Here is a 25,665-nt window from a genome sequence, read left to right on the forward strand (position 1 = left end):
ATGTTACATACTAAAAAATTAATTTGAATAAGAAAGAGAGACATATATGAAATACGATGATTTTATAGTAGGAGAAACATTCAAAACAAAAAGCCTTCATATTACAGAAGAAGAAATTATCCAATTTGCAACAACTTTTGATCCTCAATATATGCATATAGATAAAGAAAAAGCAGAACAAAGTAGATTTAAAGGTATCATTGCATCTGGCATGCATACACTTTCAATATCATTTAAATTATGGGTAGAAGAAGGTAAATACGGAGAAGAAGTTGTAGCAGGAACACAAATGAATAACGTTAAATTTATTAAACCTGTATACCCAGGTAATACATTGTACGTTATCGCTGAAATTACAAATAAGAAATCCATAAAAAAAGAAAATGGACTCGTTACAGTGTCACTTTCAACATACAATGAAAATGAAGAAATTGTATTTAAGGGAGAAGTAACAGCACTTATTAATAATTCATAACAAAACAGTGAAGCAACCATCGTTACGGATTGCTTCACTGTTTTGTTATTCATCTATATCGTATTTTTTATTACCGTTCTCATATAGCTCATCATACACTTTACCTGAGATTTTGGCATTGTAGCTAGCCATTCCTTTATCTTGTACATCTTTAACATTAATAGCCATCATCATGTTTGGATTATCTTTATCATATGATATAAACCACCCAATTTGTCTGCCAGTTTCTCCTTGTTTCATTTTGAGTTCTGCAGTACCGGATTTGCCAATTAAGTTTGCATAAGATCTATAAATATCTTCTTTATGTGTTTTATTTACGACTTGTTGCATACCATCAGTTAATAGATTTATATTTTCTTTGGAAATAATATTTTTCTTCCAAACTTTGTTTTTCGTGTCTTTTAATAAGTGAGGTGCGTTAATATTGCCATTATTTTCTAATGCGCTATAGATTGAAAGGATCTGTACTGGGTTAATCAGTATTTCACCTTGTCCGTAACCTGAATCAGCTAATAATATTTCATTATCTAAATTTTTGTTTGAAATTTGAGCATTATAAAATGGATAATCACTTGGTATATCTTCACCAACACCTAGTTTTTTCATGCCTTTTTCAAATTTCTTACTGCCTAATTCGAGTGCTACTCTAGCAAAGAAAATGTTATCTGATGATTCTATTGCTTGTTTTAAGTCGATATTACCATTTACCACTTCATATCTTGTAACGTTGTAACCACCCCAAGATTTATCTTTTTGCCAACCTTTACCATCGATTTTATAACTTGTTTTATCGTCTAATTTTTTGTTATTTAACCCAATCATTGCTGTTAATATTTTTTGAGTTGAACCTGGTGAAGTTGTAATCTGGAACTTGTTGAGCAGAGGTTCTTTTTTATCTTCGGTTAATTTATTATATTCTTCGTTACTCATGCCATACATAAATGGATAGACGTCATATGAAGGTGTGCTTACAAGTGCTAATAATTCACCTGTTTGAGGGTGGATAGCAGTACCTGAGCCATAATCATTTTTCATGTTGTTATAAATACTCTTTTGAACTTTAGCATCAATAGTTAGTTGAATATCTTTGCCATCTTTTTTCTTTTTCTCTATTAATGTATGTGCGATTGTATTGCTATTATCGTCAACGATTGTGACACGATAGCCATCTTCATGTTGGAGCTTTTTATCGTAAAGTTTTTCGAGTCCCTTTTTACCAATAACTGCATCATCTTTATAGCCTTTATATTCTTTTTGTTTTAATTCTTCAGAGTTAATGGGACCAACATAACCTAATAGATGTGAAGTCGCTTTTTCTAGAGGATAGTTACGACTTTCTGTTTCATTAGTTGTAAGATGAAATTTTTTTGCGAAATCACTTAAATCTTCATCCATTTTTTTAACGGTTTTAAGTGGAACAAAGGTATCATCTTGTACCCAATTTTGATCCATTTGTTGTTTGATATAGTCTTCAGAAATACTTAGTTCTTTAGCGATTGCTTTATAATCTTTTTTAGATACATTCTTTGGAACGATGCCTATCTCATATGCTGTTCCTGTATTGGCCAATTCCACATTGTTTCGGTCTAAAATTTTACCACGTTCTGATTTTAAATTTTCAATATGTATGCTTTGGTCTTTCTGCATTCCTGGAATAATGACGCTATGATCCCAATCTAACTTCCACATACCATCTTCTTTAACAAAATTAAATTGAACGTTGCGATCAATGTTACCGTAGTTTGTTTTAATTTTATATTGAGCATCTACTCGTTTTTTATTTTTAGATACTTTTTTTATTTTACGATCCTGAATGTTTATATCTTTAACGCCTAAACTTTTATATATTTTTATCGGACGTTCAGTCATTTCTACTTCACCATTATCGCTTTTAGAAATATAACTGCTATCTTTATAAACTTGTTTGAAATTTTTATCTTCAATTGCATCAATAGTATTATTAATTTCTTTATCTTTTGAAGCATAAAAATATATACCAAACCCGACAACTACAACTATTAAAATAAGTGGAACAATTTTTATCTTTTTCATCAATATCCTCCTTATATAGGACTACATTTGTAGTATATTACAAATGTAGTATTTATGTCAAAATAATGTTATAATTTTTGTGATATGGAGGTGTAGCAGGTGTTATCATCTTTTTTAATGTTAAGTATAATCAGTTCATTGCTCACGATATGTGTAATTTTTTTAGTGAGAATGCTCTATATAAAATATACTCAAAATATTATGTCACATAAGATTTGGTTATTAGTGCTCGTCTCCACGTTAATTCCATTAATACCATTTTACAAAATATCGAATTTTACATTTTCAAAAAATATGATGAATCGAAATGTATCTGACACGACTTCTTCGGTTAGTCATATGTTAGATGGTCAACAATCATCTGTTACGAAAGACTTAGCAATTAATGTTAATCAGTTTGAGACCTCAAATATAACGTATATGATTCTTTTGATATGGGTATTTGGTAGTTTGTTGTGCTTATTTTATATGATTAAGGCATTCCGACAAATTGATATTATTAAAAGTTCGTCATTGGAATCGCCATATCTTAATGAACGACTTAAAGTATGTCAAAGTAAGATGCAGTTCTACAAAAAGCATATAACAATTAGTTATAGTTCAAACATTGATAATCCGATGGTATTTGGTTTAGTGAAATCCCAAATTGTACTACCAACTGTCGTAGTCGAAACCATGAATGACAAAGAAATTGAATATATTATTCTACATGAACTATCACATGTGAAAAGTCATGACTTAATATTCAACCAGCTTTATGTTGTTTTTAAAATGATATTCTGGTTTAATCCTGCACTATATATAAGTAAAACAATGATGGACAATGACTGTGAAAAAGTATGTGATAGAAACGTTTTAAAAATTTTGAATCGACATGAACATATACGTTATGGTGAATCGATATTAAAATGCTCTATTTTAAAATCTCATCACATAAATAATGTGGCAGCACAATATTTACTAGGTTTTAATTCAAATATTAAAGAACGTGTTAAGTATATTGCACTTTATGATTCAATACCTAAACCTAATCGAAACAAGCGTATTGTTGCGTATATTGTATGTAGTATATCGCTTTTAATACAAGCACCGTTACTATCTGCACATGTTCAACAAGACAAATATGAAACAAATGTATCATATAAAAAATTAAATCAACTAGCTCCGTATTTCAAAGGATTTGATGGAAGTTTTGTGCTTTATAATGAGCGGGAGCAAGCTTATTCTATTTATAATGAACCAGAAAGTAAACAACGATATTCACCTAATTCTACTTACAAATTTTATTTAGCGTTAATGGCATTCGACCAAAATTTACTCTCATTAAATCATACTGAACAACAATGGGATAAACATCAATATCCATTTAAAGAATGGAACCAAGATCAAAATTTAAATTCTTCAATGAAATATTCAGTAAATTGGTATTACGAAAATTTAAACAAACATTTAAGACAAGATGAGGTTAAATCTTATTTAGATCAAATTGAATATGGTAATGAAGAAATATCAGGGAATGAAAATTATTGGAATGAATCTTCATTAAAAATTTCTGCAATAGAACAGGTTAATTTGTTGAAAAATATGAAACAACATAACATGCATTTTGATAATAAGGCTATTGAAAAAGTTGAAAATAGTATGACTTTGAAACAAAAAGATACTTATAAATATGTAGGTAAAACTGGAACAGGAATCGTGAATCACAAAGAAGCAAATGGATGGTTCGTAGGTTATGTTGAAACGAAAGATAATACGTATTATTTTGCTACACATTTAAAAGGCGAAGACAATGCGAATGGCGAAAAAGCACAACAAATTTCTGAGCGTATTTTAAAAGAAATGGAGTTAATATAATGGATAATAAAACGTATGAAATATCATCTGCAGAATGGGAAGTTATGAATATCATTTGGATGAAAAAATATGCAAGTGCGAATAATATAATAGAAGAAATACAAATGCAAAAGGACTGGAGTCCAAAAACCATTCGTACACTTATAACGAGATTGTATAAAAAGGGATTTATAGATCGTAAAAAAGACAATAAAATTTTTCAATATTACTCTCTTGTAGAAGAAAGTGATATAAAATATAAAACATCTAAAAACTTTATCAATAAAGTATACAAAGGCGGTTTCAATTCACTTGTCTTAAACTTTGTAGAAAAAGAAGATCTATCACAAGATGAAATAGAAGAATTGAGAAATATATTGAATAAAAAATAAAATTGTTGTATTTACAACAATACATAGAAAACAGAGGAAACAATCAAGTCGTTGAATATTTCCTCTGTTTTTTAGTTGAAAAAATTAACCGAAAGTCTGAATGCAAGTCTTGATTAAATCAATAATGCTTGTAATAACACCAGTGAAATCCATATGCATACCCTCTTTCTATTTAAGATACATTAAGTATAAAATCAAACAAATAAAAAATGTTAAAAATTCCCTAATTGGCTATTTAGATTGCATAAATGTCAAAAATTTGAAAAACATACAACGACTTTGCATAAAAAATCGTCATATTGGAAATACGTAATTTATTGAAATAATAAAAAAAAAATAAAAGAACGAAGATGATAACCTAAGTGAGGTTTTAAGTTGTTCTAAGGTTTAATTTAATTTATGTTAAAATAGTTGGTATAAAAATACATGATAAACTATAAACTAAATTCAAAATAACTTATGGGGTAGGCAATTATGGAAAATATTTTAAATATAAATGATAATGAAAAAAGAGTGCTAAGGGAAATTTATAACCATCATAATATTTCGCGTACTCAAATATCTAAAAATCTTGAGATTAATAAGGCAACGATTTCTAGTATTTTGAATAAGTTAAAGTATAAATCTGTTGTTAATGAGGTTGGTGAGGGTGATAGCACGAAGAGTGGTGGTAGAAAACCTATTCTTCTGAAGGTTAATCATCTTTATGGTTATTTTATTTCTTTGGATTTAACTTATAGTTCTGTTGAAGTGATGTACAATTATTTTGATGGTAATGTCATTAAGCATGAATCTTATGATTTACCTGATGAAAAGGTTAGTAGTATATTAAGCATAATAAAAAAACATATTGATATTCAGGAGAAACTTGATACTTATAACGGACTATTAGGTGTGTCTGTTTCTATACATGGAGTTGTGGATAATGAGCAGCATGTGACATATTTACCTTTCCATGAAACTGAAGGAATTTCAATTGCTAAGAAAATAAAAGAAATTACTAATGTTCCAGTCGTAGTTGAAAATGAAGCGAATCTTTCAGCGTTATATGAACGTAATTTTAATCATAATTTATCCTACAATAATCTTATTGCTTTAAGTATACATAAAGGTATTGGTGCTGGGCTTATTATTAATAATCAATTGTATCGTGGTGCAAATGGGGAAGCGGGTGAAATTGGAAAAACACTTGTCTCAAAAGTTAGCGATAATGTGGAGATCTTTCATAAGATTGAAGATATTTTTTCACAAGAAGCTTTACTGCATAATTTAAGTAATCAACTAAATGAGAAGATGACGCTTAGCAAATTAATTCAATTTTATAATGAAAAAAATCCAGTCGTAGTTGAAGAAATGGAACAATTTATAAATAAAATTGCTGTTTTAATACATAATTTAAACACCCAGTTTAATCCGAATGCAATTTACATTAACTGTCCATTGTTCAATGAAATGCCTGAAATATTAGAAGCAATTAAGAACCAGTTCAAACAATATTCACGTAACGAAATTCAAATAAAATTAACATCAAATGTGAAATTTGCAACTTTGTTAGGTGGCACATTAGCAATTATCCATAAAGTACTGCAGATTAATGATATATACTTAGATATAAAATCATAAAAGACTAATTCAAATGAATAATCAAAGTTCGTAATTGTCTTTATAAAAAAATCCCTCAATCCGAATTGAATTTTCGGATTGAGGGATTTTTATAGTTCTATTGTAGAAGAAAACTATTTTAAAGATGCTGGTAAATGTTGATAGCCACCTCTAACGTTAACAATATTCGTAAATCCTTTATATTCTAATATTCCTACCGCTATTGAACTTCTAACATCTGATTGACAATGTACATAAATTAGGTCATTTTTATCGAAAGGTATATCTTCATTTAAAAGTTTACCGTGAGGAATATGAATTGCTTGTTTTAAATGACCTTTACGCCATTCATCATCATTACGAACATCTAATACATTATGTTCTTCACCAGTCATTTCAGAACTATGAATAGATGATGTGACGATATTTGTTTGTGGCAAACGGTAACTTTTTACATTTTCAAAACCAATTAATTGTAAAGCATGAATAGCTTGTTGAACGGTAGATTTATCGCCAATTAATTCAATATCTTTGTCATAATCTAAATACCAACCAATTTGATTTATAAAAGTTTTATTAAAAGGAATATTGATAGTTCCATGCATATGACCACCATGGAATGCTTCTTTACTTCGAAGATCAAAAGCAGTTTGTGTATTGCTTGAACTAGGGTAAACATTATATGGTTGGTACATTTGCATACCAAATTGATTTATTTTTTTCATTTGTGAAAAATGGTGTGGTGGAGCTGGCTGATTGAGTGTTAAAGTTTCGATAAATGAAGTTTCATCTTTAACATTAAAAGCCCAGTTGTTTATTTTCTCATAACCCAAAGTAGTTGTAGGTAATGAACCTAGCGCTTTACCACAAGGACTCCCTGCACCATGACCTGGCCAAATTTGAATATAGTCTGGTAATGTTGCAGCAAATTGTATGGACTGATACATTTGTTTTGCTCCGATTTTTGTAGAACCTTCAACATTTACAGCTTTTTCTAATAGATCTGGTCTACCTACATCACCAACAAAGATGAAGTCACCGCTAAATAATCCCATGGGTATACTGGAACCCCCACCTTCGTCAGTAAGTAAAAAACTAATACTCTCAGGGGTATGGCCTGGAGTGTGTAAGACTTCTAATTTAATCTTTCCTAAATAGATAATATCTTGATGCTTAACGAAATGTGTTTGTTTAGGCATATTTTTATAATTAAATTCATCTTTACCTTCATCAGATACGTATATAATTGCATTCAATTTATTTGCCACATCTCTAATACCTGAAGCAAAATCAGCATGAATATGTGTTTCTGCAGCTTTAGTAATTGTGAATCCTTCTTTATCTGCAACTTTTAAATATTTTGTTAAATCTCGTATAGGGTCAATAATCATTGCTTCTCCTGTACGTTGACATCCAATTAAATAAGATGCTTGTGACAAATTGTCTTCATAAAATTGTTTGAAAAACATAAAAAAACTCCTTTTTAAAATAGATTTTATTCATTAGATAAATAAGTTATGATTTGCTTGCTCAGTATGTCCAATATAAGTACCTACGCCACCATAATCGACTTCATCTCTTAATTCTTCTTTTGAAATTCCCATAACATCCATACTCATGGTACAAGCAATTAACTTTATATCTTGATCGATTGCTTGATCGATAAGTGAGTATAAAGAATCAACATTTTTCTTGTTCATTACATAACGCATCATAATATTACCTAGTCCAAACATATTCATTTTTGATAATGGCATATGTATTGGATCCTTAGGTAACATAAGGTCAAACATTTTGGAAATACCTTTCTTTTTAACGCGAGTTGATTGCGCTTTTTTTAATGCGTTGAGGCCCCAAAAAGTAAAGAAAATAGTTACATCTTTACCTGCTGCTTTAGCGCCATTTGCGATGATCATTGCTGCTACTGCCTTATCTAACTCACCGCTAAATAAAACAATTGTTGTACCTGTAGCAGTGTCATTGATTTCAAATTCTTTTGGCTTTTCTTTTTGAATAATTGCATTAATTACATTTGCTTCTTCAGTAAGATTTACAAGGGTATTCCCTGTTTGTTTCGCCCAACTTTTAATATCACTATTGAAACCAGGATCTGTAACTGTTACCTCGATTTGCTCACCCGTTGAAATCTTGTTAATTTCTTTACTGATATTAACAATAGGTCCAGGGCACTGAAGACCTCTAAAATCAAATTGTTTACGATTCTCTTTGATTTCAATATCTTTTTCTATTAAAGGAGCACTATTGAAGTTCTTTGCTTCATAATCTTTATATCCACCCTTTAAATTCACGACATCATAACCTTGTTTGGCTAAATAATCGCAAGCTTTAGTGCTTCGGTTACCGCTTTTACAATGTATATAATACGTTTTGTTGCTATTCTTATTGAATGATTTAATCTCTTCTACTGGGTGTAAAGTTGAACCGTTAATGTGTCCTAATTCATATTCTTCTTTTGTTCTAACATCAATCAATTGACCCATTTTTGCCAATTTTTCTAATTCTTCTTTGTTTAATGAATTAATGTGTACTTCTTTGTATTGTTCCATACTTACCTCCTATAAATACCTATGAGGGTATAATAAAACGGATAGAATCATTTGTCAAATACCTATAGGGGTATTTGACAATTTTGTTTTAATTTATTATTATTAACTTAATCAATTTATGTGGAGGAAATGAATGTGACTTATGATAAAAAAATGATTAATCGTATAAATAGAATACAAGGTCAATTAAATGGTGTCGTAAAAATGATGGAAGAAGAAAAAGATTGCAAAGATATAATTACGCAACTTAGTGCATCTAAAGGTTCTATACAACGTTTAATGGGGATTATAATTAGTAAAAATTTAATAGAATGCGTCAAAACAGCAGAAGAAAATAATGAAAGTTCTCAAGAATTAATTAATGAAGCAGTTAATTTATTAGTTAAAAGTAAATAATGGATATAGCAAATATGACTATTATGTTGCTAATTGGCGTACTGGGTGGATTTATATCTGGATTAATAGGTATTGGGGGCGCAATTATTATTTACCCAGCTATTCTTATATTGCCACCATTAATAGGTATACCTGCGTATAGTGCATATATTGCTTCGGGACTTACCTCTAGTCAAGTATTTTTCAGTACACTTGGTGGATCATTAAATGCAAGAAAACAACCAGCTTTCTCTCCTAAACTTGTTATATATATGGGAGGGGGTATGTTGATTGGAAGCATGTTAGGGGCAATTTTAGCTAGTTTGTTTAATGCTACTTTTGTAAATACGGTATATGTAATAATCGCCATACTTGCTTTAATATTGATGTTTATTAAAGTTAAACCTACTACACAAGAGACGAAATCTAAACCTTTGCTACTTATTATAGTTGGATTTGGAATTGGTGTAATTTCGGGAATTGTGGGTGCAGGTGGAGCATTTATCATCATTCCTGTATTATTAGCATTATTTAAATTACCAATGAATACGGTAGTGAACAATAGCATAGCAATTGCTTTTATATCTTCAGTAGGGGCATTTTTTATAAAATTAATGCAAGGATATATACCAGTAGAAAGTGCAATTTTTTTGATAATTGGTAGTATTATTTTTGCACCGATAGGATTGAAAGTGGGTAAGAAAGTACCTGATTCTATTCAACGAGGAATGCTAATTATATTAATAGTAATCGCCATAATACAATTTATAATTTAATTGCACATATGACTTATGTAGGATATTTTCTATAATAGGTTAAAAGGAGTGGGATACGAAATCTTTTTCATAAAATTAGATTTCTACCCACTCCTTTTTTATATTTGAATTTTTTAGATTTTACCTGATCACTAATAGCTAGAAGTTATGAAAATAAATTTGGGTTAAATCTATATTTTTAATTTAATGAGTAAGCGTTTACATATTTATTTCGTTATGCTATATTGTTTTTAAAGTTAGTTTGTTTAATAAACTAACCAACTAAAACTAGGGGGATTATCATGACATACTTTAACGTTGATAAAATAAAATACGAAGGTTCTAATTCAAATAATATATTTAGTTTTAAATATTATAATCCAGAAGAAAAACTTGGCGACAAAACGATGGCGGAACATTTAAGATTTAGTGTTGCATACTGGCATACGTTCACAGCTGACCTTTCAGATCCATTCGGTGTTGGTACGGCTGAGCGTGATTGGGATAATTTAGATGAAATGGGTAAAGCGAAGGCTCGTGTTGAAGCAATTTTTGAATTCATGGAAAAATTAAGTATCGAATATTTCTGTTTCCACGATGTAGATATTGCTCCAGAAGGTAAAACTTTAAAAGAATCTAATGAAAATTTAGATGTGATTGTAGATTTAATTCAAGAGAAGATGAAACAGACTGGTAAGAAATTATTATGGAATACAACTAACAATTTCACTCACGAGCGTTTTGTTCATGGTGCAGCAACTTCTTCTAATGCTAAAGTATATGCATATGCAGCAGCAAAAGTTAAAAAATCTTTAGAAATTGCTAAAAAGCTAGGTTCTGAAAACTTTGTATTCTGGGGAGGTCGTGAAGGTTACGAAAGCTTATTAAATACTGATATGAAATTAGAATTAGATAACTTAGCTAATTTCTTCAAAATGGCGAAGAGTTATGCTGAAGAAATTGGTTACGAAGGACAATTTTTAATTGAACCTAAACCGAAAGAACCAACTTCTCATCAATATGATACAGATGTTGCTACTGGACATGCATTTTTACAAAAATATGGTTTAGATAAAATCTTCAAATTTAATATTGAAGCAAACCATGCAACTTTAGCTGGGCATACTTTCCAACACGAGTTGAGATATGCACGTGATAATCAATTGTTAGGTTCAGTTGATGCTAACCAGGGCCATCCACAATTAGGCTGGGATACGGATGAATTTCCAACTGATGTGTATGATACAACTTTAGCTATGTACGAAATTCTTAAGAATGGTGGCTTAACTCCAGGTGGTTTAAACTTTGATGCTAAACCTAGAAGAACTTCATTTAAACAAGAAGATTTATTATTAACACATATTTCAGGTATGGATACATTTGCATTAGGTTTAAAAGTAGCTTACAAAATGATAGAAGATAAGTTCTTTGAAAATATTATTAATAAAAAATACCAATCATTTAATGAAGGTATAGGTAAACAAATTGTAGAAGGTACTACTTCATTTAAAGAACTTGAAGAATACGCACATAATATTAAAAAAATCGAGAATGAATCTGATCATTTAGAAGTTATTAAAACTCAAATTAATCAATATATTTTAAATATTAATAATGGAGACTGATAATGATGAACTTCGTAATTGGCATTGATATCGGTACGAGTGGATTGAAATCGATAGTAGTTAATAAAAAAGGTGAAGTAGTTGATTCACACAGTATTAGCTATAAGACTGAGCATCCACAATCTGGTTACAGCGAAATGGATCCAAATATTTGGTACAAAGCAACATTAGATAGTTTAAATCACTTATTAAGCAAGTTTGATAAAGAAACGATTTCAGGTATTAGTTTTTCAGGACAAATGCATGGTTTAGTTGTCGTTGATGAAGATGGTAAGAGTATAAGACCAGCTATTTTATGGAATGATACGCGAACATCTCAAGAAGTTGAAGACATTAAACAAGCTATTGGTATAGAAACGTTACTTAAACATACACAAAATACAGTCCTCGAAGGATTTACACTTCCTAAATTAATGTGGTTAAAAGCACATGAACCAGAAAATTATAATAAAATTCATAAGTTTATGTTACCTAAAGACTATGTCGTTTATAAATTGACTGGCAATATTTATACCGAGCCATCGGATGCTGCTGGAACAATTATGTATAACATTAAATCTGAAAAATGGTCTAAAGAAATATTAAATCAATTAAATATTGATTCTAAGATTTGTCCAGATGTAATAGCTTCCCATGATAGAAGCGGTACTTTAACAAAAGACATTAAAGAGAAGTTAAATATTGACTGGGAAATAAATGTTTATCAAGGTGGAGCTGACAATGCTTGTGGAGCACTCGGTTCAGGAATTACAGATGAAACGAAACAACTTGTAAGTATTGGAACTTCAGGTGTGGCACTATCTATTGAGAATAGTGCGAATTACGAGAATGATGGTAATATGCATTATTTCAGTCATTGTGTACCAAATCAAAAATACGTAATGGGTGTAACACTTTCTGCAGGTTATAGTTTAGAGTGGCTCAAACAATTGATTGAGCCATCTGAAGACTTTAATACATTTTTACAAGATATTTCAAAATCAAAATTAGGATCAAATGGTTTGATGTATACACCATATTTATTAGGTGAACGTACACCGTATAACGATGCATCTATTAGGGGTAGCTTTATAGGCTTAGATGCAAATACAACTCAATTGGATATGAAACGTTCTGTTCTTGAAGGCATTACATATTCTATAAATGAAAGTATTGAAATTATGAGAAGTAAAGATATAGATATTAAAGAAATTGTATCTATCGGTGGCAGTGCTAAAAATGCAGAATGGCTACAAATTCAAGCAGATGTCTTTAATGTACCAATTACAACAAGAACAGAAGAACAAGGCCCTGCATATGGTGCAGCTATGCTAGCAGCAATGGGTGAACAATGGTTTAATTCATTCAATGATATGAACGAAACTTGGATTAATTATCGTGAGCACGTATCACCTATTTCGAGTCATACAGAATCATATGAAAAACTATTTAACATCTATAAATTAATTTATACTGCAACTCAGCCAATAACGAAAGGTTTAACTCAATTTAAATAAAGAACTGGGGAGATGGGGTAATGAGTAGTTATGATAATAAGAAGTTTATCTTTAAGATTGCGTTAATAGCAACTCTTGGTGGACTATTATTTGGTTACGATACAGCAGTAATTTCTGGTGCAGAACAATCATTACAAAAATATATTACAGCTGATTATGGGAGTTTCGTACATGGTATAACCGTATCAAGTGCATTAATAGGGTGTATCATAGGTGGAATATTATCTTCAAATATTTCAAAAAGTTTAGGACGTAAGAAATCTTTACAAGTAGCAGCTATACTATTTATAATCTCTGCTGTTTTATCAGGTTATCCAGAATTTCTGTTTTTTGATAGAGGAGAATCAACACTTGGATTACTTATTATGTTTAACATCTATCGTATTATAGGTGGTATTGGTGTAGGATTAGCTTCTGCAATTTCACCAATGTATATCAGTGAGATTTCACCATCCTCAATAAGAGGTAGACTTGTGTCTTGGAATCAGTTTGCAATTATATTTGGTATGTTAGTCGTATACTTCGTAAACTATGGAATTACATTCGGTCAATCGCAAAGCTGGGTTGATTTAATCGGTTGGCGTTACATGTTTATGACAGAAGCAATTCCAGCAGTCGTCTTTTTCGTATTATTATTCTTAGTGCCTGAAACACCAAGGTATTTAATTTTAGTTAATAAAGATAAAGATGCATTAAATGTACTTAATAAAATATATTCTTCAAGTGAACATGCTAAGAAAGTATTAAATGATATATTATCTACAAAAAGTAAAACTAAAGAAATAAAAGCACCATTATTCAGCTTCGGTAAGACAGTTATTATTATCGGAATATTACTATCAATATTCCAACAATTTATCGGAATAAACGTTGCACTTTATTACGCACCAAGAATATTTGAAAATTTAGGTGTAGGAAGTAATACATCAATGATGCAAACAGTAGTAATGGGATTAGTAAATGTAATCTTTACATTAATTGCTATAATCTATGTAGATAAATTTGGACGTAAACCATTACTTATAATTGGATCAACAGGAATGGCAATCGGTATGATCGGTATGAGTGTATTAACAGCTAATGGGATCTTCGGAATCATTACATTAATCTTCATGGTTATTTATACAGCTTCATTTATGATGAGTTGGGGACCAATTATTTGGGTATTATTATCAGAAATATTCCCTAATAGAATAAGAAGCGGTGCAATGGCAATAGCCGTAGCCGTACAGTGGTTAGCAAACTTTACAATCACATCAACATATCCATTTATGATGGATATCAGTGGAACAATGACATACGGATTCTACGCAGCAATGAGTATACTATCAGGAATATTCGTTTGGAAATTCATCCCTGAAACAAAAGGTAAGACATTAGAAGAGTTAGAAACAATATGGCAAAAAGATAAAAAAGTAAAAACAGCATCAGACAATGTTGAACCACCAGTATTCACAGAATCAATACAAGATAGAAGTTAAATAATAAGGCTGAGACAAATTAATTTGTCTCAGCCTTTCATTGTATGGAAATGATTTTGAGAATGTCTTAGATTAACTAGGTACTTAATCTACAACTTGGTCAAACTCTTAGATTAACTAGGTACTTAATCTACAACTTGGCTGAACTCTTAGATTAATTAGGTACTTAATCTACAACTTGTCCAAACTCTTAGATTAACTCCAGACTTAATCAACAACTTAGCCGAACTCTTAGATTAATTAGGTACTTAATCTACAACTTACCTCATTTTTTAAATAGTTAGTGGGGCAAAGCTAAATATATAGCGAAAATAATTAGTGCAATGCCTATCACAATAAAACTCTTATATAGAAAATTTTGCCTTCTACGAGATATTCCTTGAATAGTTAAGTAAATACCTAAAATTATTGAAATAATCATAATACTAAATCCCATTCTCTTCATTCCTTTCAATATTCATAATTCATAGATATCTTATCACAAAATTTGATAATCATTTCAATTTACGAAGTATTTGTTACAATAGTAATAAATATATAATGATCGAATATAATTTTATTTAGAAAATATATTATAAAATTTAAGGGGTGGTACTTTTGAAGAAGCAGTTTTTGGCTGGGATTGTACTTGTTTCATCATTAACTATTGCGGGATGTAGCTTTAGTATTGGTGGAAATTCTGATGATACGAAATCATCAAATAGCGATAGTAAAAGTGAATCAACGAGTAATAAATCCAATCGTGATTCAAATAATGAGCAATCTGGAGATACTAAAGATAATGGTAATGAAAGTGGTATTAAGGATGAATCTAATATAACTGAACAACAAAGTATTGCGATGGCGATGCTTGAACCTAGCTTAGAGTCTGATATTGTAACGGGTGATGAATTATTATCTGGGAAATATACTAGAACTTCTGGTGCAGGTGAGAAACAAGAACAACAAGTTGATACTTTAGAGCTTTCTGAAAGTCCTGAACTCAATAAGATGAAAAATAAACCAGATGGTATGAAGTTCTATGGTTTGAGTGAATCTAAAGGGAGTTATGCGACGATTATCGGAGTGAATAAAGAAGAGGTTGTTTATATTATGACCCAAAGTACAATTTTTGACTTTAATGAAGTTAAGAATAGTGAAACTTCTAAAACATTAAATATTTCTGATTTGTACAGTAAATATAAAGACAATCGTAAAGTAGCAAATATAGCTAATAAAATAGAGTATGGTGATCCAATGCCATCAAATAATGAAGACACTTCTAATGTAGATACAATTAGTAATGAATATTACGCCAAAGTATGGTTAACAGCTTTACCAAGTTATCGAGATTCTGGAGATAGTGAAATGGATGCAGAACTTGAGCATCAAAATATAGAAGGTGATTTATTAAATCCTTATAACGAAGAAAATACAGTTAAATATCCTAAAGGTGTACAAAGACTAGCAGGTACACCAACAGCTGCTGGACAAGTTGTTTATAAGAACAATGGAGACGGCACAATATCAATTTATGATGTACCATCACATTTTCATGATGAAAGATGGTTGGAAGATGATGACTACTCACAGCGAAAATCTGAAGATATTATAAATAGTCCTAAAGTGGTTAAACTTTATAATGCATCGAATGATGAGATTGAACAAACTGTCGAAATGTTTGATGGATCAAATTCAAATGATGATTCTGATTCAGAAGATAGTTTTGAAAAAGTAACACGCGAAAATGTTATAGATAAAGTTGAATCATATGAAGGGTCAACTTTAGATACAGACACTTATACGTATAAAGAACCTGAAAAAACAGACGATGGTAAATGGGGATTCTCATTTGAAGATAAAGAGGGTAACTTAGCCGGATCATATATTATTGATGATGATGGTGAAGTAACTGAGTACGATGAAGATGGAGATAAAGTAGGATCTGGATATTAAAATAGAACAAAGAACCATCTAGGCTAAATAGCTTGGATGGTTCTTTATATTATAGTGATATAGAGTGACAATAGTCTTATTGATTAGTAACAGCTGTTCAATTGTTCTTTATTCTAACTTATTGTACACTATATGTAAGCGCTTACTAAATTTAGTTATTCAAATATAGTAACATTAAGGAGAATATATATGAAAGATAAAGTGATAATCGTAACAGGTGGCAGTAGTGGAATGGGAAAAGCAATGGCTAAACGATTTGCAGCTGATGGTGCTAAAGTTGTTATAACGGGTCGCTCTCTAGACCGTCTTGAAGAAGCTAAAAAAGAAATGGAACAATATGATGGCCAAGTTCTTTGTATAGATATGGATGTTCGAGATACTGAAAGAGTACAATATACTGTAGATGAAACGATTAAAACATTTGGTAAAATAGATGGACTTGTTAATAATGCAGCAGGAAACTTTTTATGTGCAGCAGAAGATTTATCTATAAATGGTTGGAACTCTGTAATTGATATCGTCTTAAATGGCACATTTTATTGTTCACAAGCAGTAGGTAAAGAATGGATTAAAAGTGGACACAAAGGGCGCATTTTAAATATAGTAGCAACATATTCATGGACTGCAGGAGCAGGTGTGATACATTCAGCAAGTGCTAAGGCAGGTGTACTTGCAATGACGAGAACACTTGCAGTTGAATGGGGAAGTAAATACGGTATAACAGTTAATGCTATTGCACCAGGACCAATAGATAATACAGGTGGCGCTAAAAAGTTATCATTATCAGAAGAAGCAAAACAACAAACATTAGATAGCGTACCATTAGGAAGAATGGGACAACCAGAAGAAATCGCAGGATTAGCTAGATTCTTATTTTCAAAAGAAGCGGAATATATAAATGGAGATTGTATCACGATGGATGGTGGACAATGGTTAAATAGAAACCCATTTTAGATAACAGTGGGAAGCATGGTGAAATTATAAAGTTATAGAGTGGAGTTAGAAATTCTAATAATCAAGAAAAGGCAAACAAGCACGTTAGAAATTCTAACGAGCAAGACTCCTAAAACAAGCACATTAGCGCTATATAAATCATCCACAATAAAAAAGCAAATTAGAGGCAGGGACAAATTAATTGTCTCTGTCTCCATTTTGCTGCACCTCTTAGTCATAGGATTGTTTATACGATACTCAACATGCGTTCTAATGATTGCTTGGCATAATATGCAGTTTCTTTATCTACTTTGATGATGTTCTCTTTATGCCCGTCTTGAATTTTATCTAGACACCACGCTAAATGTGGTAAGTCTATTCTGTTCATTGTGAGACATGAACACATAAGTGGATTGAGTGATTCTATAGTAACATCTGTGTAAGTTGTTTTTAATCGATTAACGAGATTCATCTCTGTCCCGATTACCCAATGTGAGCCTTTTGGTGCGTTTTTTATCATATCTATAATATATTTTGTAGACCCCGCGTAGTCTGCCATTTGTACGATGTCAAATTGACATTCAGGATGGACGATGACATTGACGTTAGGGTCTTTTTTACGTGCTTGTTTTATATGAATTGGATAGAACTTTTCATGAACGGAACAGTGTCCTTTCCACAAAATAATTCTAATATCTTCATCATTTCCGTCAAATTCTAATGTTTTTTGAATAGGATCCCATACGGCCATTTCTTCTAGTTTAATACCTAATTTAAAGGCGGTATTGCGCCCTAAGTGTTGGTCGGGCAGAAACAGTATGCGTTTGTCTTGATCTAGTGCCCATTGAATCACACTATCTGCATTTCCACTTGTGACACATGAACCACCATTTTCGCCGACGAATTTTTTAATAGCTGCTGTTGAATTTACGTAAGTAAGCGGAAGTATGTTATCACCTAATCGATTCGTTAAGACATCATATCCGTGTAACGCTTGATCAATATTTGCCATATCTGCCATAGAGCAACCTGCTGACAAATCGGGTAAATAGATGTTTTGATTGTCGTTCGTAAGGATATCAGCAGTTTCTGCCATAAAATGCACACCATTAAAAACAAAGTATTGAGCTTGAGTATTTTCTTTACAAATTCGTGCTAATTCAAGAGAATCTCCCATTATATCAGCGAATTGTGCTACTTCATCTTTTTGATAATGATGTGTCGGCATAAATAGTCGCTCACCAAGCGCTTCTTTAATGGTTTTAATTTTATTTTCTAGTTGTTCTGTTGTCATATTTAAGTATTTTTCAGGTATAGATTGTGCTTTTTCTATTGTAGGATTGAACATTTAAATAACCACCTTTGCTGAGATATCTAATGCATGTTGATCATAAAATAATGAACCGATAGAAATGTAATCAACACCTGTTTCTGCATATTGAACGACATTGTTTATGTTAATGTTTCCTGAAGCTTCTGTTTGAATATGACTCGGTACTTTAACGATATGTTCTTTAATCCATTCAGGTGTACAATTATCGAACATCATAATATTTACATCTGCTTGAATAGCTTCAGTCAATGTTTGCTCATCTTCTATTTCGATTTCAATTTTATCCATAGGTCCGATATGTCTTTTAGCTTTTGATACTAGATCATCAATTGATTTACTAAAGCTAATATGATTGTCTTTCAACATTAATCCGTCATTTAATGTTCGACGGTGATTGTAACCTCCACCTACATGAACAGCGTGCTTTTCAAACATACCTAATCCAGGCGTCGTCTTTCTCGTATCCACAATTTTAACGTTAGTATGTTGTACTTTTTGAACGATTTGATGGGTAGACGTGGCGATACCTGACATACGTTGAATTAAATTTAAAGTGATGCGTTCCATAGTGAGTAAAGTAGTAACACTTCCTTTAACCACTGCAAGTACTTGTCCTTTTTTAATTGAATCTCCATCTTTAACTGCAATATCAGTTTGAATATCACTTTCGATGATTTTGAAACTTTCTTGAAGAATGATTTCTCCACAAAAAACACCTTCATCTTTACTTAATAGCGTTAATGTTCCATGTTGATTTATATCAAAAATGCTCGACGATAAATCACCATAATGATTATCTTCAAGGTAAAATTGTTTGAGTTTTTCTTGTACGTGCAACTTGTTTAGCATGAAATATATCCTCCATTAAAATTTCTATATCTGTATGTTGTAATGTTTGTTGAACATTTGGGTAATCCGTTCTAAAGTGAACACCTCTTGATTCATTGCGATTTAAGGCTGATAGACAAACCATCTCTAACGTCTTAATGGCAACATATCTTTGCCAATCATCTTTCGACCATTGAGTTGTAACTGTAGAGTTTTTTAAACATAGCTGGATGTCATTTAAATATTGCGTCATATCATGACCATTTCGTTCAATACCTAGTACTTCAGAGCTTAGCTGACGTATTCTTTCAACTTCTTGAGTATTCATTTTAGGCATGCTCAAAGATTGTGAATTAGTCATATGAATATCTCTAATGGAAGATTGGTTAATAGCTTGACTACAAAGGTGTCCCATAACAAGTCCTTCTAAAAGTGAGTTGCTTGCTAAACGATTTGCACCATGGAAGTTTGTGTTACTTGCCTCACCAATTACATAAAAATGTTGCTCATCCGTTCTTCCATAAATATCAGTTTCAACGCCACCCATTGTGTAATGTGCACCAGGTGTAACAGGTATAAGATGGTTGTGATATTCATTTGGAAAATGGCTCATGACATTTTGGTATATTGTTGGAAATCGTGTAGAGAAATGCTCGATATGCTCTATGTTAATAAAACATTGATGACCTTCTGTTTGTTGTTGGAAAATGGCTCTACTCGTAACATCTCGAGGTGCTAGACTTCCTAGAGGATGAATATTTTTCATAAATGCCTTTCCAAACTCGTTCACTAAAAAGCCTCCATGACCTCTCACAGCTTCTGAAACGAGACCGTATGTATCGCTTTTAGTCCCTAGTAAAGTTGGATGAAATTGAATCATTTCCATATGTCGTAACGGAAGTTGATGGTGATAAGCAATAATATGACCTGAACTTATCGTTGTTGATGCATTTGAGTTAGTTGGGTAGAGATTACTATAACCACCTGTTGCTAAAATGACATCATGCGCTAAAAATTCTGTCTTATTTCCATGTTTATCGAGAGCAAGAACACCACATATTTCGTTTGAATCGTCTCTTAATAAATCAACAACTTCAGTCTCTTCATAAATCGTTAAGTCTTTTGATGATAACTGCTCGATTAAATATTTTGTGAGGTACGCGCCAGTTTGATCACCGCCTATATGTAGAATACGTGGCTTAGAATGAGCGCCTTCTATTGCAAAGTCTAAATTATGTTTATCGACTAGTTTATCAAAGGTTAAACCTTCTTCTATCATCTGCTGGATAATCTCATGACTATGTTGGATGATCGGTTCAATAACAGTCATATCGCCGAGCTTATTACCGGCTATATAAGTATCTTGTATATGAGAAAGTCCGTCATCATCCTCAAATTTAGAAAAGCAAATACCACCTTGTGCGAGTGAACTGTTATGGGTATTCAATTTATCTTTCGTAATGCAATAAATCTCGGTATGTTCATTAAGTGAGCGAATAGCAGACAATGCAGCAATTCCAGAACCAATAATTATAACTTTTTTCAAGTTTACACCTTACTTTACATATATGTTATCATTTTATATACAATATATTGACACATTAAAAGATAAATAACAAGTGGGGGATTATAAATGATTTATTTAGATAACGCATCAACTACGATGGTTGATAGTGAAGTACTAGATGTTTATCAAGATACACAAAGAGAAGCATATTATAATAGTGAAAGTTTACATATCGGAGGTCTGCATACAAGACAACTGTTGGATGAATGTAAACACTATATTAAGCAACACTTTTCAACAAACAAAGAAGTTATTTTTACGAGAAGTGGTTCACATGCAAATGAAATTGCGATACATAGTTATTTAAAAGGACAAAATGGAGGGACGATACTTGTATCTCCATATGAACATCCTTCAGTACATGCAGCATTGGAAAATTTCAAAACAGAATTCGAAATTTTAGACTTACCTTTAGAGGGTACGGGGGAGATTCATTTAGAAAAAACTAAAGAAATGATGGCAGATGAAGTCCTTCTAATCATAGCTCAACATGTGAATTCAGAGACTGGTTACATATTGCCAGTAGGGGCATTAAGTGAGATCGCAAGACATCATAATGTTCCAATACATGTTGATGGTGTGCAAGCTGTACATAAAATAGAAACTGCCGATGTACAATCATTTAGTTCATATGCATTTTCGGGACATAAGTTTCATGGAACTAAAGGTTCAGGTGGATTATTAATGAATCATGAATATGTGAAGCCATTAAATGAATATTACTTTCATGAAATGTATACACAAAATGGTACAATAGATTCACCAAGTATTATAGCAATGACAAAAGCATTATCTTTATCAAGTAACATACAACATATGAAATCTATGCAGCAATATATGATAAAGAAATCGACAGAGTTAGACTTTACACAAATGGTTTACAGCGAGTGTGCACCACATATAGTTGCATTGTTGTCTCCAAAATATGAAGGACAATATATAATGCAATATCTATCAAATAGAAATATATGTATATCGACAGGAACAGCTTGCGGTCATGGTGCATTGTTAAGTAGAGGTTTACAAGTTAAAATAGACTCAATACCCAAAAAAACATACGATCAATATATACGTTTATCCATTAGTAAATTTACGACAAAAGAAGATATTGATAAATGTTTTGATCACTTAAAAACAATTGTAAGAGGAGATCAGTGAAATGAATAACCCTTTTAAACGAAGAGAACAAATTCTGGAATTACTTGAGACATCAAATAAACCAATTAGTGGGAAGCAACTTAGCCAACAATTTGATGTATCAAGACAAATTATTGTGAAAGATATATCTATACTCAAATCACAAAATCACATGATAACTTCTACTAGCAGAGGTTATGTTATCAATAATGAACCACAAGGAAAAGCATATAAACGCGTAATCGTTTGCCAACATGATAACGAGCAAATGGAAGAAGAACTGCAAATCATTATAGACAATGGCGCAATGATAAATGATGTCGCAATCGATCATCCAGTTTATGGCAGTATAAAAGCAGACCTCATGATTGAAACCCAAGAAGACTTAGATAAATTTATAAGTGAAATGGAGAAATTCGAAGGACAAATGTTAGCACACCTTACAGTTAATCTGCATTTACATACAATCTCAGCACATACAGAAAAAATATTAGACAATGCTGTAAGAGACTTAAAGCAACATCAGTATATAGTAGAATAACGATGTGAGAAATACTTCGTGCGATTCAGGTGGAATCCGGTAAAAACGCACGAAGACTCCAGAGATATCGTGCGATTTACTCATCCTCACCCCCACCTCATGTTCACAACATTTCTAAACTTAGCACCCCCATATTATTCGGCTTATCGAATTAATAGGGGGTGTATTATTTTGATATACTAAATAATAAAATTTAGAATTTTTTGAATTTTTTCTACTATTTTATGGATAATTGTATATAATATATTTATATTAGATAAAAAGGGGGATTTTCTAAAGTGAGTTTATTTTTAAAGAAATTATCAATTGCTTCGTTGAGTGCTCTGATTGCATTACCTGCTTTTGCTTCTCAAGCATCTGCAAATAATGTCGCGCCTAATGAAGATCGTTTGCTTGAAACGTTGGAAAAAGAAGGTGTGATTGAATCTTCGAATACACCTGAACAAAAGGACGAAAAATTAAAGCAATATATGGATGACAAGGGTGAACAATATCGTCAAAAATACATACCTAATAAAGGCCTTTTTGATAAGCGATATAACAAGGGGAATAATGGTAAGCGTCTTGGTAAATTAGAAAAAAATAAAAAAGAAATGTATAAGAAACAAAATAACGGTAAACGTGTAGATAAAGTTCAAGAAGAAAAATATAATGGCAAAGTGCGTAAAGATAAAGTACTAGTACTTGCTATGGAATTTCCAGACTATCCAAACAGTTCGATTACGAAAGACGAAACGGATATGTATTATGACGAATACCCGATTTCTCATTTTCAAGATATGGTGTTTGGAGAAAATGGTTATAAAGGTCCAAACGATGAGAACTTAATGAGTATGAAACAATATTATAAAAATCAATCTGGTGGCAGTTATGATGTAGACGGCCAAGTACATGGTTGGTATAAAGCAAAACATGATGCAAGTTATTATGGTGGTAACGTTCCAGATGATAGCGGTAGTGATGGTAAGCCGAAAGAATTAATTAAAGAAGCTTTGGAACAAGCTGCTAAAGATTCAACCATTAATTTAAGTGACTATGATCAATGGGATCGTGATGATATAGATGGTGACGGTGTTTATGATGAAAAAGATGGTATCGTTGACCACATTATGATTGTACATTCTGGTCCAGGTGAAGAAGCAGGCGGCGGTAAATTAGGTACTGATGCAATTTGGTCTCATAGATGGTCTCTTGATTTCGATGAGCAAGGAGAACCCTACACAATTCCTGGTACAGATTCAGGTCTTGACCAATTCGATGGTAAATTAGCAGCTATTGATTATACTGTTCAACCAGAAGATGGTGCTGCAGGCGTGTTCTCACATGAATACGGACATGATTTAGGTTTACCAGATGAGTACGACACGGAATATTCAGGTAAAGGCGAACCGGTATCATTCTGGTCAATTATGTCTTCAGGAAGTTGGGCAGGTGCAATTCCAGGTACTGAACCAACTGGATTTGATCCATACATGAAAGAAATGCTTCAACAACAACATGGTGGTAACTGGCAAACAGGTAATGAGCTTGATGCAACTGAATTTAATGGCGAAACTTCTGAATTAATTGATGAAGCAACAACTAAAGGTACAAACAGTGATGCTCTAAAAGTTAATTTACCTGAAAAATCTACATTAATACAAAAACCAGCACAAGGTAAGAAGGCTTACTGGAGTGGAGCGGATGATGATTCTCAATACTCTATGACTTCTTCTTTAGATTTAACATCAGCTAAGACGAGTGAATTAAATTTCAAAACTTGGTATGACATCGAACAAGGATTTGATTACGGATACGTACAAGTATCTACAGATGACGGTGAAAATTGGGAAAACGTTAAAGGAAGTATCACAAATAACGATGACCCAGCAGGAAGTGGACAAAACCAAGGTAATGGTATAGACGGTAAGTCTAACGGCTATGTTGATGCGAAATTCGATTTATCTAAATACGATGGTAAAAAAGTAAAACTAAGATTCTTATATGTAACTGATAAATATGAATCTAATCCAGGTTGGTTTATCGACCAAATCAAAGTATCATCAAATGACGGTAAAGAAATTTTAAGTGATGATGCAGAAGCGGATTCTAAATTTGAATTACAAGGCTTTGAACAAAGTGATGGTAATAGATATGACGAGAACTATTACTTATTACAATGGAGAAACTTCACAGGTCCAGATAAAGGCTTACAAAACATTAAACGCGGTGGCGGAACAATGTCTTATAACAAAGGTTTGACAGTTTGGTATGTAGACAAGAGTTTCTCTGATAACAATGTAAGTAACCATCCAGGACAAGGTTTCATTAGTATTGTTGATGCAGATCAAAATGCATTAAACTGGGAGAAAAAAGGTGTAGCAGATGATCCTGCAACAACACAATTCCAAATAAGAGATGCAGCATTCAGTTTAGACCATCAGCCTCAAATGAAACTTAAAAATGCAGAAGGTTATGAATTACATGATAATAAAATTAAGAAAAACCCACTGTTCGACGACAGCAAAGATTACTCAAACAAAGGACAAAAAGATGCAGGCGTATTATTACCAAATCACGGTCTGAAATTTGAAGTAACAGCAAAAAGTAAAGATAATACAGTCGGCAAAGTTAAAATTACAAAATAATAAATTAAGAAGACTAGAAGAGGCTGGGACATAAATACCCATTCTCAAATAAAAAGAGCTAATCCATATTTTCGGATTAGCTCTTTTTTCTTTATTTATAAAATCTAC

At 31.8% G+C, this 25,665-nt stretch carries 21 protein-coding genes; 14 read left to right on the top strand and 7 right to left on the bottom strand.

What is annotated here, in order from left to right:
• The first annotated feature begins 46 nt into the window (after positions 1–46).
• The gene (locus LQ668_RS06555; RefSeq protein WP_000872606.1) at positions 47–475 is read left to right on the top strand and encodes a MaoC family dehydratase; all 429 of its coding nucleotides are present in this window, start codon (positions 47–49) and stop codon (positions 473–475) included.
• Between the two features lie 45 nt (positions 476–520).
• Here the strand turns inward: LQ668_RS06555 and mecA are convergent, their stop codons facing one another.
• A complete protein-coding gene (mecA, locus tag LQ668_RS06560) occupies positions 521–2,530 on the bottom strand; it encodes a PBP2a family beta-lactam-resistant peptidoglycan transpeptidase MecA (RefSeq protein WP_239775946.1) in 2,010 nt (669 codons plus the stop codon).
• A gap of 96 nt (positions 2,531–2,626) precedes the next feature.
• Between mecA and mecR1 the strand changes: the two genes are divergently transcribed.
• A complete protein-coding gene (mecR1, locus tag LQ668_RS06565) occupies positions 2,627–4,384 on the top strand; it encodes a beta-lactam sensor/signal transducer MecR1 (RefSeq protein ID WP_239775947.1) in 1,758 nt (585 codons plus the stop codon).
• Entirely contained in the window at positions 4,384–4,755 is a 372-nt protein-coding gene (gene mecI, locus LQ668_RS06570) for a mecA-type methicillin resistance repressor MecI (protein ID WP_000369214.1), read from the top strand. Before mecR1 ends, mecI begins: the two co-directional genes overlap by 1 nt.
• An 84-nt stretch (positions 4,756–4,839) precedes the next feature.
• Here mecI and psm-mec read toward each other — a convergent pair whose 3' ends face one another.
• Positions 4,840–4,908, bottom strand: a complete 69-nt coding sequence (psm-mec, locus tag LQ668_RS06575) for a phenol-soluble modulin PSM-mec (RefSeq protein WP_103323307.1) — start codon at positions 4,906–4,908, stop codon at positions 4,840–4,842.
• Between the two features lie 321 nt (positions 4,909–5,229).
• Between psm-mec and LQ668_RS06580 the strand changes: the two genes are divergently transcribed.
• Positions 5,230–6,378, top strand: a complete 1,149-nt coding sequence (locus LQ668_RS06580) for an ROK family transcriptional regulator (RefSeq protein WP_275583889.1) — start codon at positions 5,230–5,232, stop codon at positions 6,376–6,378.
• A gap of 113 nt (positions 6,379–6,491) precedes the next feature.
• Here LQ668_RS06580 and cstB read toward each other — a convergent pair whose 3' ends face one another.
• The gene (gene cstB, locus LQ668_RS06585) at positions 6,492–7,826 is read right to left on the bottom strand and encodes a persulfide dioxygenase-sulfurtransferase CstB (RefSeq protein ID WP_239775948.1); all 1,335 of its coding nucleotides are present in this window, start codon (positions 7,824–7,826) and stop codon (positions 6,492–6,494) included.
• A 33-nt stretch (positions 7,827–7,859) separates the two neighbouring features.
• Positions 7,860–8,924, bottom strand: coding sequence for a DsrE/DsrF/DrsH-like family protein (locus LQ668_RS06590; protein ID WP_107509771.1), 1,065 nt, complete (start codon positions 8,922–8,924; stop codon positions 7,860–7,862).
• Between the two features lie 135 nt (positions 8,925–9,059).
• On the opposite strand from LQ668_RS06590, the gene cstR reads away from it, so the two are divergent.
• From cstR to fadH, 7 genes are all read left to right on the top strand, one after another.
• Positions 9,060–9,320, top strand: a complete 261-nt coding sequence (gene cstR / locus LQ668_RS06595) for a persulfide-sensing transcriptional repressor CstR (RefSeq protein WP_107509770.1) — start codon at positions 9,060–9,062, stop codon at positions 9,318–9,320.
• Positions 9,320–10,075 carry a sulfite exporter TauE/SafE family protein gene (locus tag LQ668_RS06600; RefSeq protein WP_107509769.1) on the top strand — a complete coding sequence of 252 codons (756 nt, stop codon included), beginning with the start codon at positions 9,320–9,322 and terminating at the stop codon, positions 10,073–10,075. Before cstR ends, LQ668_RS06600 begins: the two co-directional genes overlap by 1 nt.
• Positions 10,076–10,356: 281 nt before the next feature.
• A complete protein-coding gene (xylA, locus tag LQ668_RS06605; RefSeq protein WP_107509768.1) occupies positions 10,357–11,679 on the top strand; it encodes a xylose isomerase in 1,323 nt (440 codons plus the stop codon).
• A gap of 5 nt (positions 11,680–11,684) precedes the next feature.
• Positions 11,685–13,175, top strand: coding sequence for a xylulokinase (gene xylB / locus LQ668_RS06610; protein WP_107509775.1), 1,491 nt, complete (start codon positions 11,685–11,687; stop codon positions 13,173–13,175).
• 20 nt (positions 13,176–13,195) lie between these two features.
• A complete protein-coding gene (gene xylE, locus LQ668_RS06615; RefSeq protein WP_107509767.1) occupies positions 13,196–14,656 on the top strand; it encodes a D-xylose transporter XylE in 1,461 nt (486 codons plus the stop codon).
• 597 nt (positions 14,657–15,253) lie between these two features.
• A complete protein-coding gene (locus LQ668_RS06620) occupies positions 15,254–16,591 on the top strand; it encodes a hypothetical protein (RefSeq protein ID WP_226908943.1) in 1,338 nt (445 codons plus the stop codon).
• Between the two features lie 189 nt (positions 16,592–16,780).
• Entirely contained in the window at positions 16,781–17,545 is a 765-nt protein-coding gene (gene fadH, locus LQ668_RS06625; protein ID WP_053464979.1) for a 2,4-dienoyl-CoA reductase, read from the top strand.
• A 226-nt stretch (positions 17,546–17,771) separates the two neighbouring features.
• Here the strand turns inward: fadH and nadA are convergent, their stop codons facing one another.
• Genes nadA through LQ668_RS06640 form a run of 3 tightly spaced genes read right to left on the bottom strand, consistent with a single transcriptional unit; the run spans position 17,772 to position 21,231 of the window.
• Entirely contained in the window at positions 17,772–18,872 is a 1,101-nt protein-coding gene (gene nadA / locus LQ668_RS06630; protein WP_107509766.1) for a quinolinate synthase NadA, read from the bottom strand.
• On the bottom strand, positions 18,873–19,706 hold the full coding sequence (nadC, locus tag LQ668_RS06635) for a carboxylating nicotinate-nucleotide diphosphorylase (RefSeq protein WP_053464977.1): 834 nt from the start codon (positions 19,704–19,706) through the stop codon (positions 18,873–18,875).
• Entirely contained in the window at positions 19,657–21,231 is a 1,575-nt protein-coding gene (locus LQ668_RS06640; protein WP_239775949.1) for an L-aspartate oxidase, read from the bottom strand. Before LQ668_RS06640 ends, nadC begins: the two co-directional genes overlap by 50 nt.
• A gap of 87 nt (positions 21,232–21,318) precedes the next feature.
• Between LQ668_RS06640 and LQ668_RS06645 the strand changes: the two genes are divergently transcribed.
• From LQ668_RS06645 to LQ668_RS06655, 3 genes are all read left to right on the top strand, one after another.
• Positions 21,319–22,410 (top strand): cysteine desulfurase family protein, encoded by a 1,092-nt coding sequence (locus LQ668_RS06645; protein WP_053464975.1) that lies wholly within the window; start codon positions 21,319–21,321, stop codon positions 22,408–22,410.
• 1 nt (position 22,411) lies between these two features.
• Positions 22,412–22,930 (top strand): transcription repressor NadR, encoded by a 519-nt coding sequence (locus tag LQ668_RS06650; protein WP_107509765.1) that lies wholly within the window; start codon positions 22,412–22,414, stop codon positions 22,928–22,930.
• Between the two features lie 278 nt (positions 22,931–23,208).
• On the top strand, positions 23,209–25,557 hold the full coding sequence (locus LQ668_RS06655) for an immune inhibitor A domain-containing protein (protein ID WP_239775950.1): 2,349 nt from the start codon (positions 23,209–23,211) through the stop codon (positions 25,555–25,557).
• The last annotated feature ends 108 nt before the right edge of the window (positions 25,558–25,665 follow it).

Source organism: Mammaliicoccus sp. K-M42, assembly GCF_022386375.1.
In the GTDB taxonomy this organism is placed as follows: Bacteria; Bacillota; Bacilli; order Staphylococcales; family Staphylococcaceae; genus Mammaliicoccus; species Mammaliicoccus fleurettii.

What these genes read in the sequence shown, in the direction of transcription:
- LQ668_RS06555 (WP_000872606.1), top strand. Translation starts at nt 47, where the DNA reads ATGAAATACGATGATTTTATAGTAGGAGAAACATTCAAAACAAAAAGC.
- xylE (WP_107509767.1), top strand. Translation starts at nt 13,196, where the DNA reads ATGAGTAGTTATGATAATAAGAAGTTTATCTTTAAGATTGCGTTAATA.
- nadA (WP_107509766.1), bottom strand. Translation starts at nt 18,872, where the DNA reads ATGTTCAATCCTACAATAGAAAAAGCACAATCTATACCTGAAAAATAC.
- LQ668_RS06590 (WP_107509771.1), bottom strand. Translation starts at nt 8,924, where the DNA reads ATGGAACAATACAAAGAAGTACACATTAATTCATTAAACAAAGAAGAA.
- nadC (WP_053464977.1), bottom strand. Translation starts at nt 19,706, where the DNA reads ATGCTAAACAAGTTGCACGTACAAGAAAAACTCAAACAATTTTACCTT.
- LQ668_RS06650 (WP_107509765.1), top strand. Translation starts at nt 22,412, where the DNA reads ATGAATAACCCTTTTAAACGAAGAGAACAAATTCTGGAATTACTTGAG.
- xylA (WP_107509768.1), top strand. Translation starts at nt 10,357, where the DNA reads ATGACATACTTTAACGTTGATAAAATAAAATACGAAGGTTCTAATTCA.
- xylB (WP_107509775.1), top strand. Translation starts at nt 11,685, where the DNA reads ATGAACTTCGTAATTGGCATTGATATCGGTACGAGTGGATTGAAATCG.
- mecI (WP_000369214.1), top strand. Translation starts at nt 4,384, where the DNA reads ATGGATAATAAAACGTATGAAATATCATCTGCAGAATGGGAAGTTATG.
- LQ668_RS06580 (WP_275583889.1), top strand. Translation starts at nt 5,230, where the DNA reads ATGGAAAATATTTTAAATATAAATGATAATGAAAAAAGAGTGCTAAGG.
- cstB (WP_239775948.1), bottom strand. Translation starts at nt 7,826, where the DNA reads ATGTTTTTCAAACAATTTTATGAAGACAATTTGTCACAAGCATCTTAT.
- LQ668_RS06645 (WP_053464975.1), top strand. Translation starts at nt 21,319, where the DNA reads ATGATTTATTTAGATAACGCATCAACTACGATGGTTGATAGTGAAGTA.
- LQ668_RS06600 (WP_107509769.1), top strand. Translation starts at nt 9,320, where the DNA reads ATGGATATAGCAAATATGACTATTATGTTGCTAATTGGCGTACTGGGT.
- fadH (WP_053464979.1), top strand. Translation starts at nt 16,781, where the DNA reads ATGAAAGATAAAGTGATAATCGTAACAGGTGGCAGTAGTGGAATGGGA.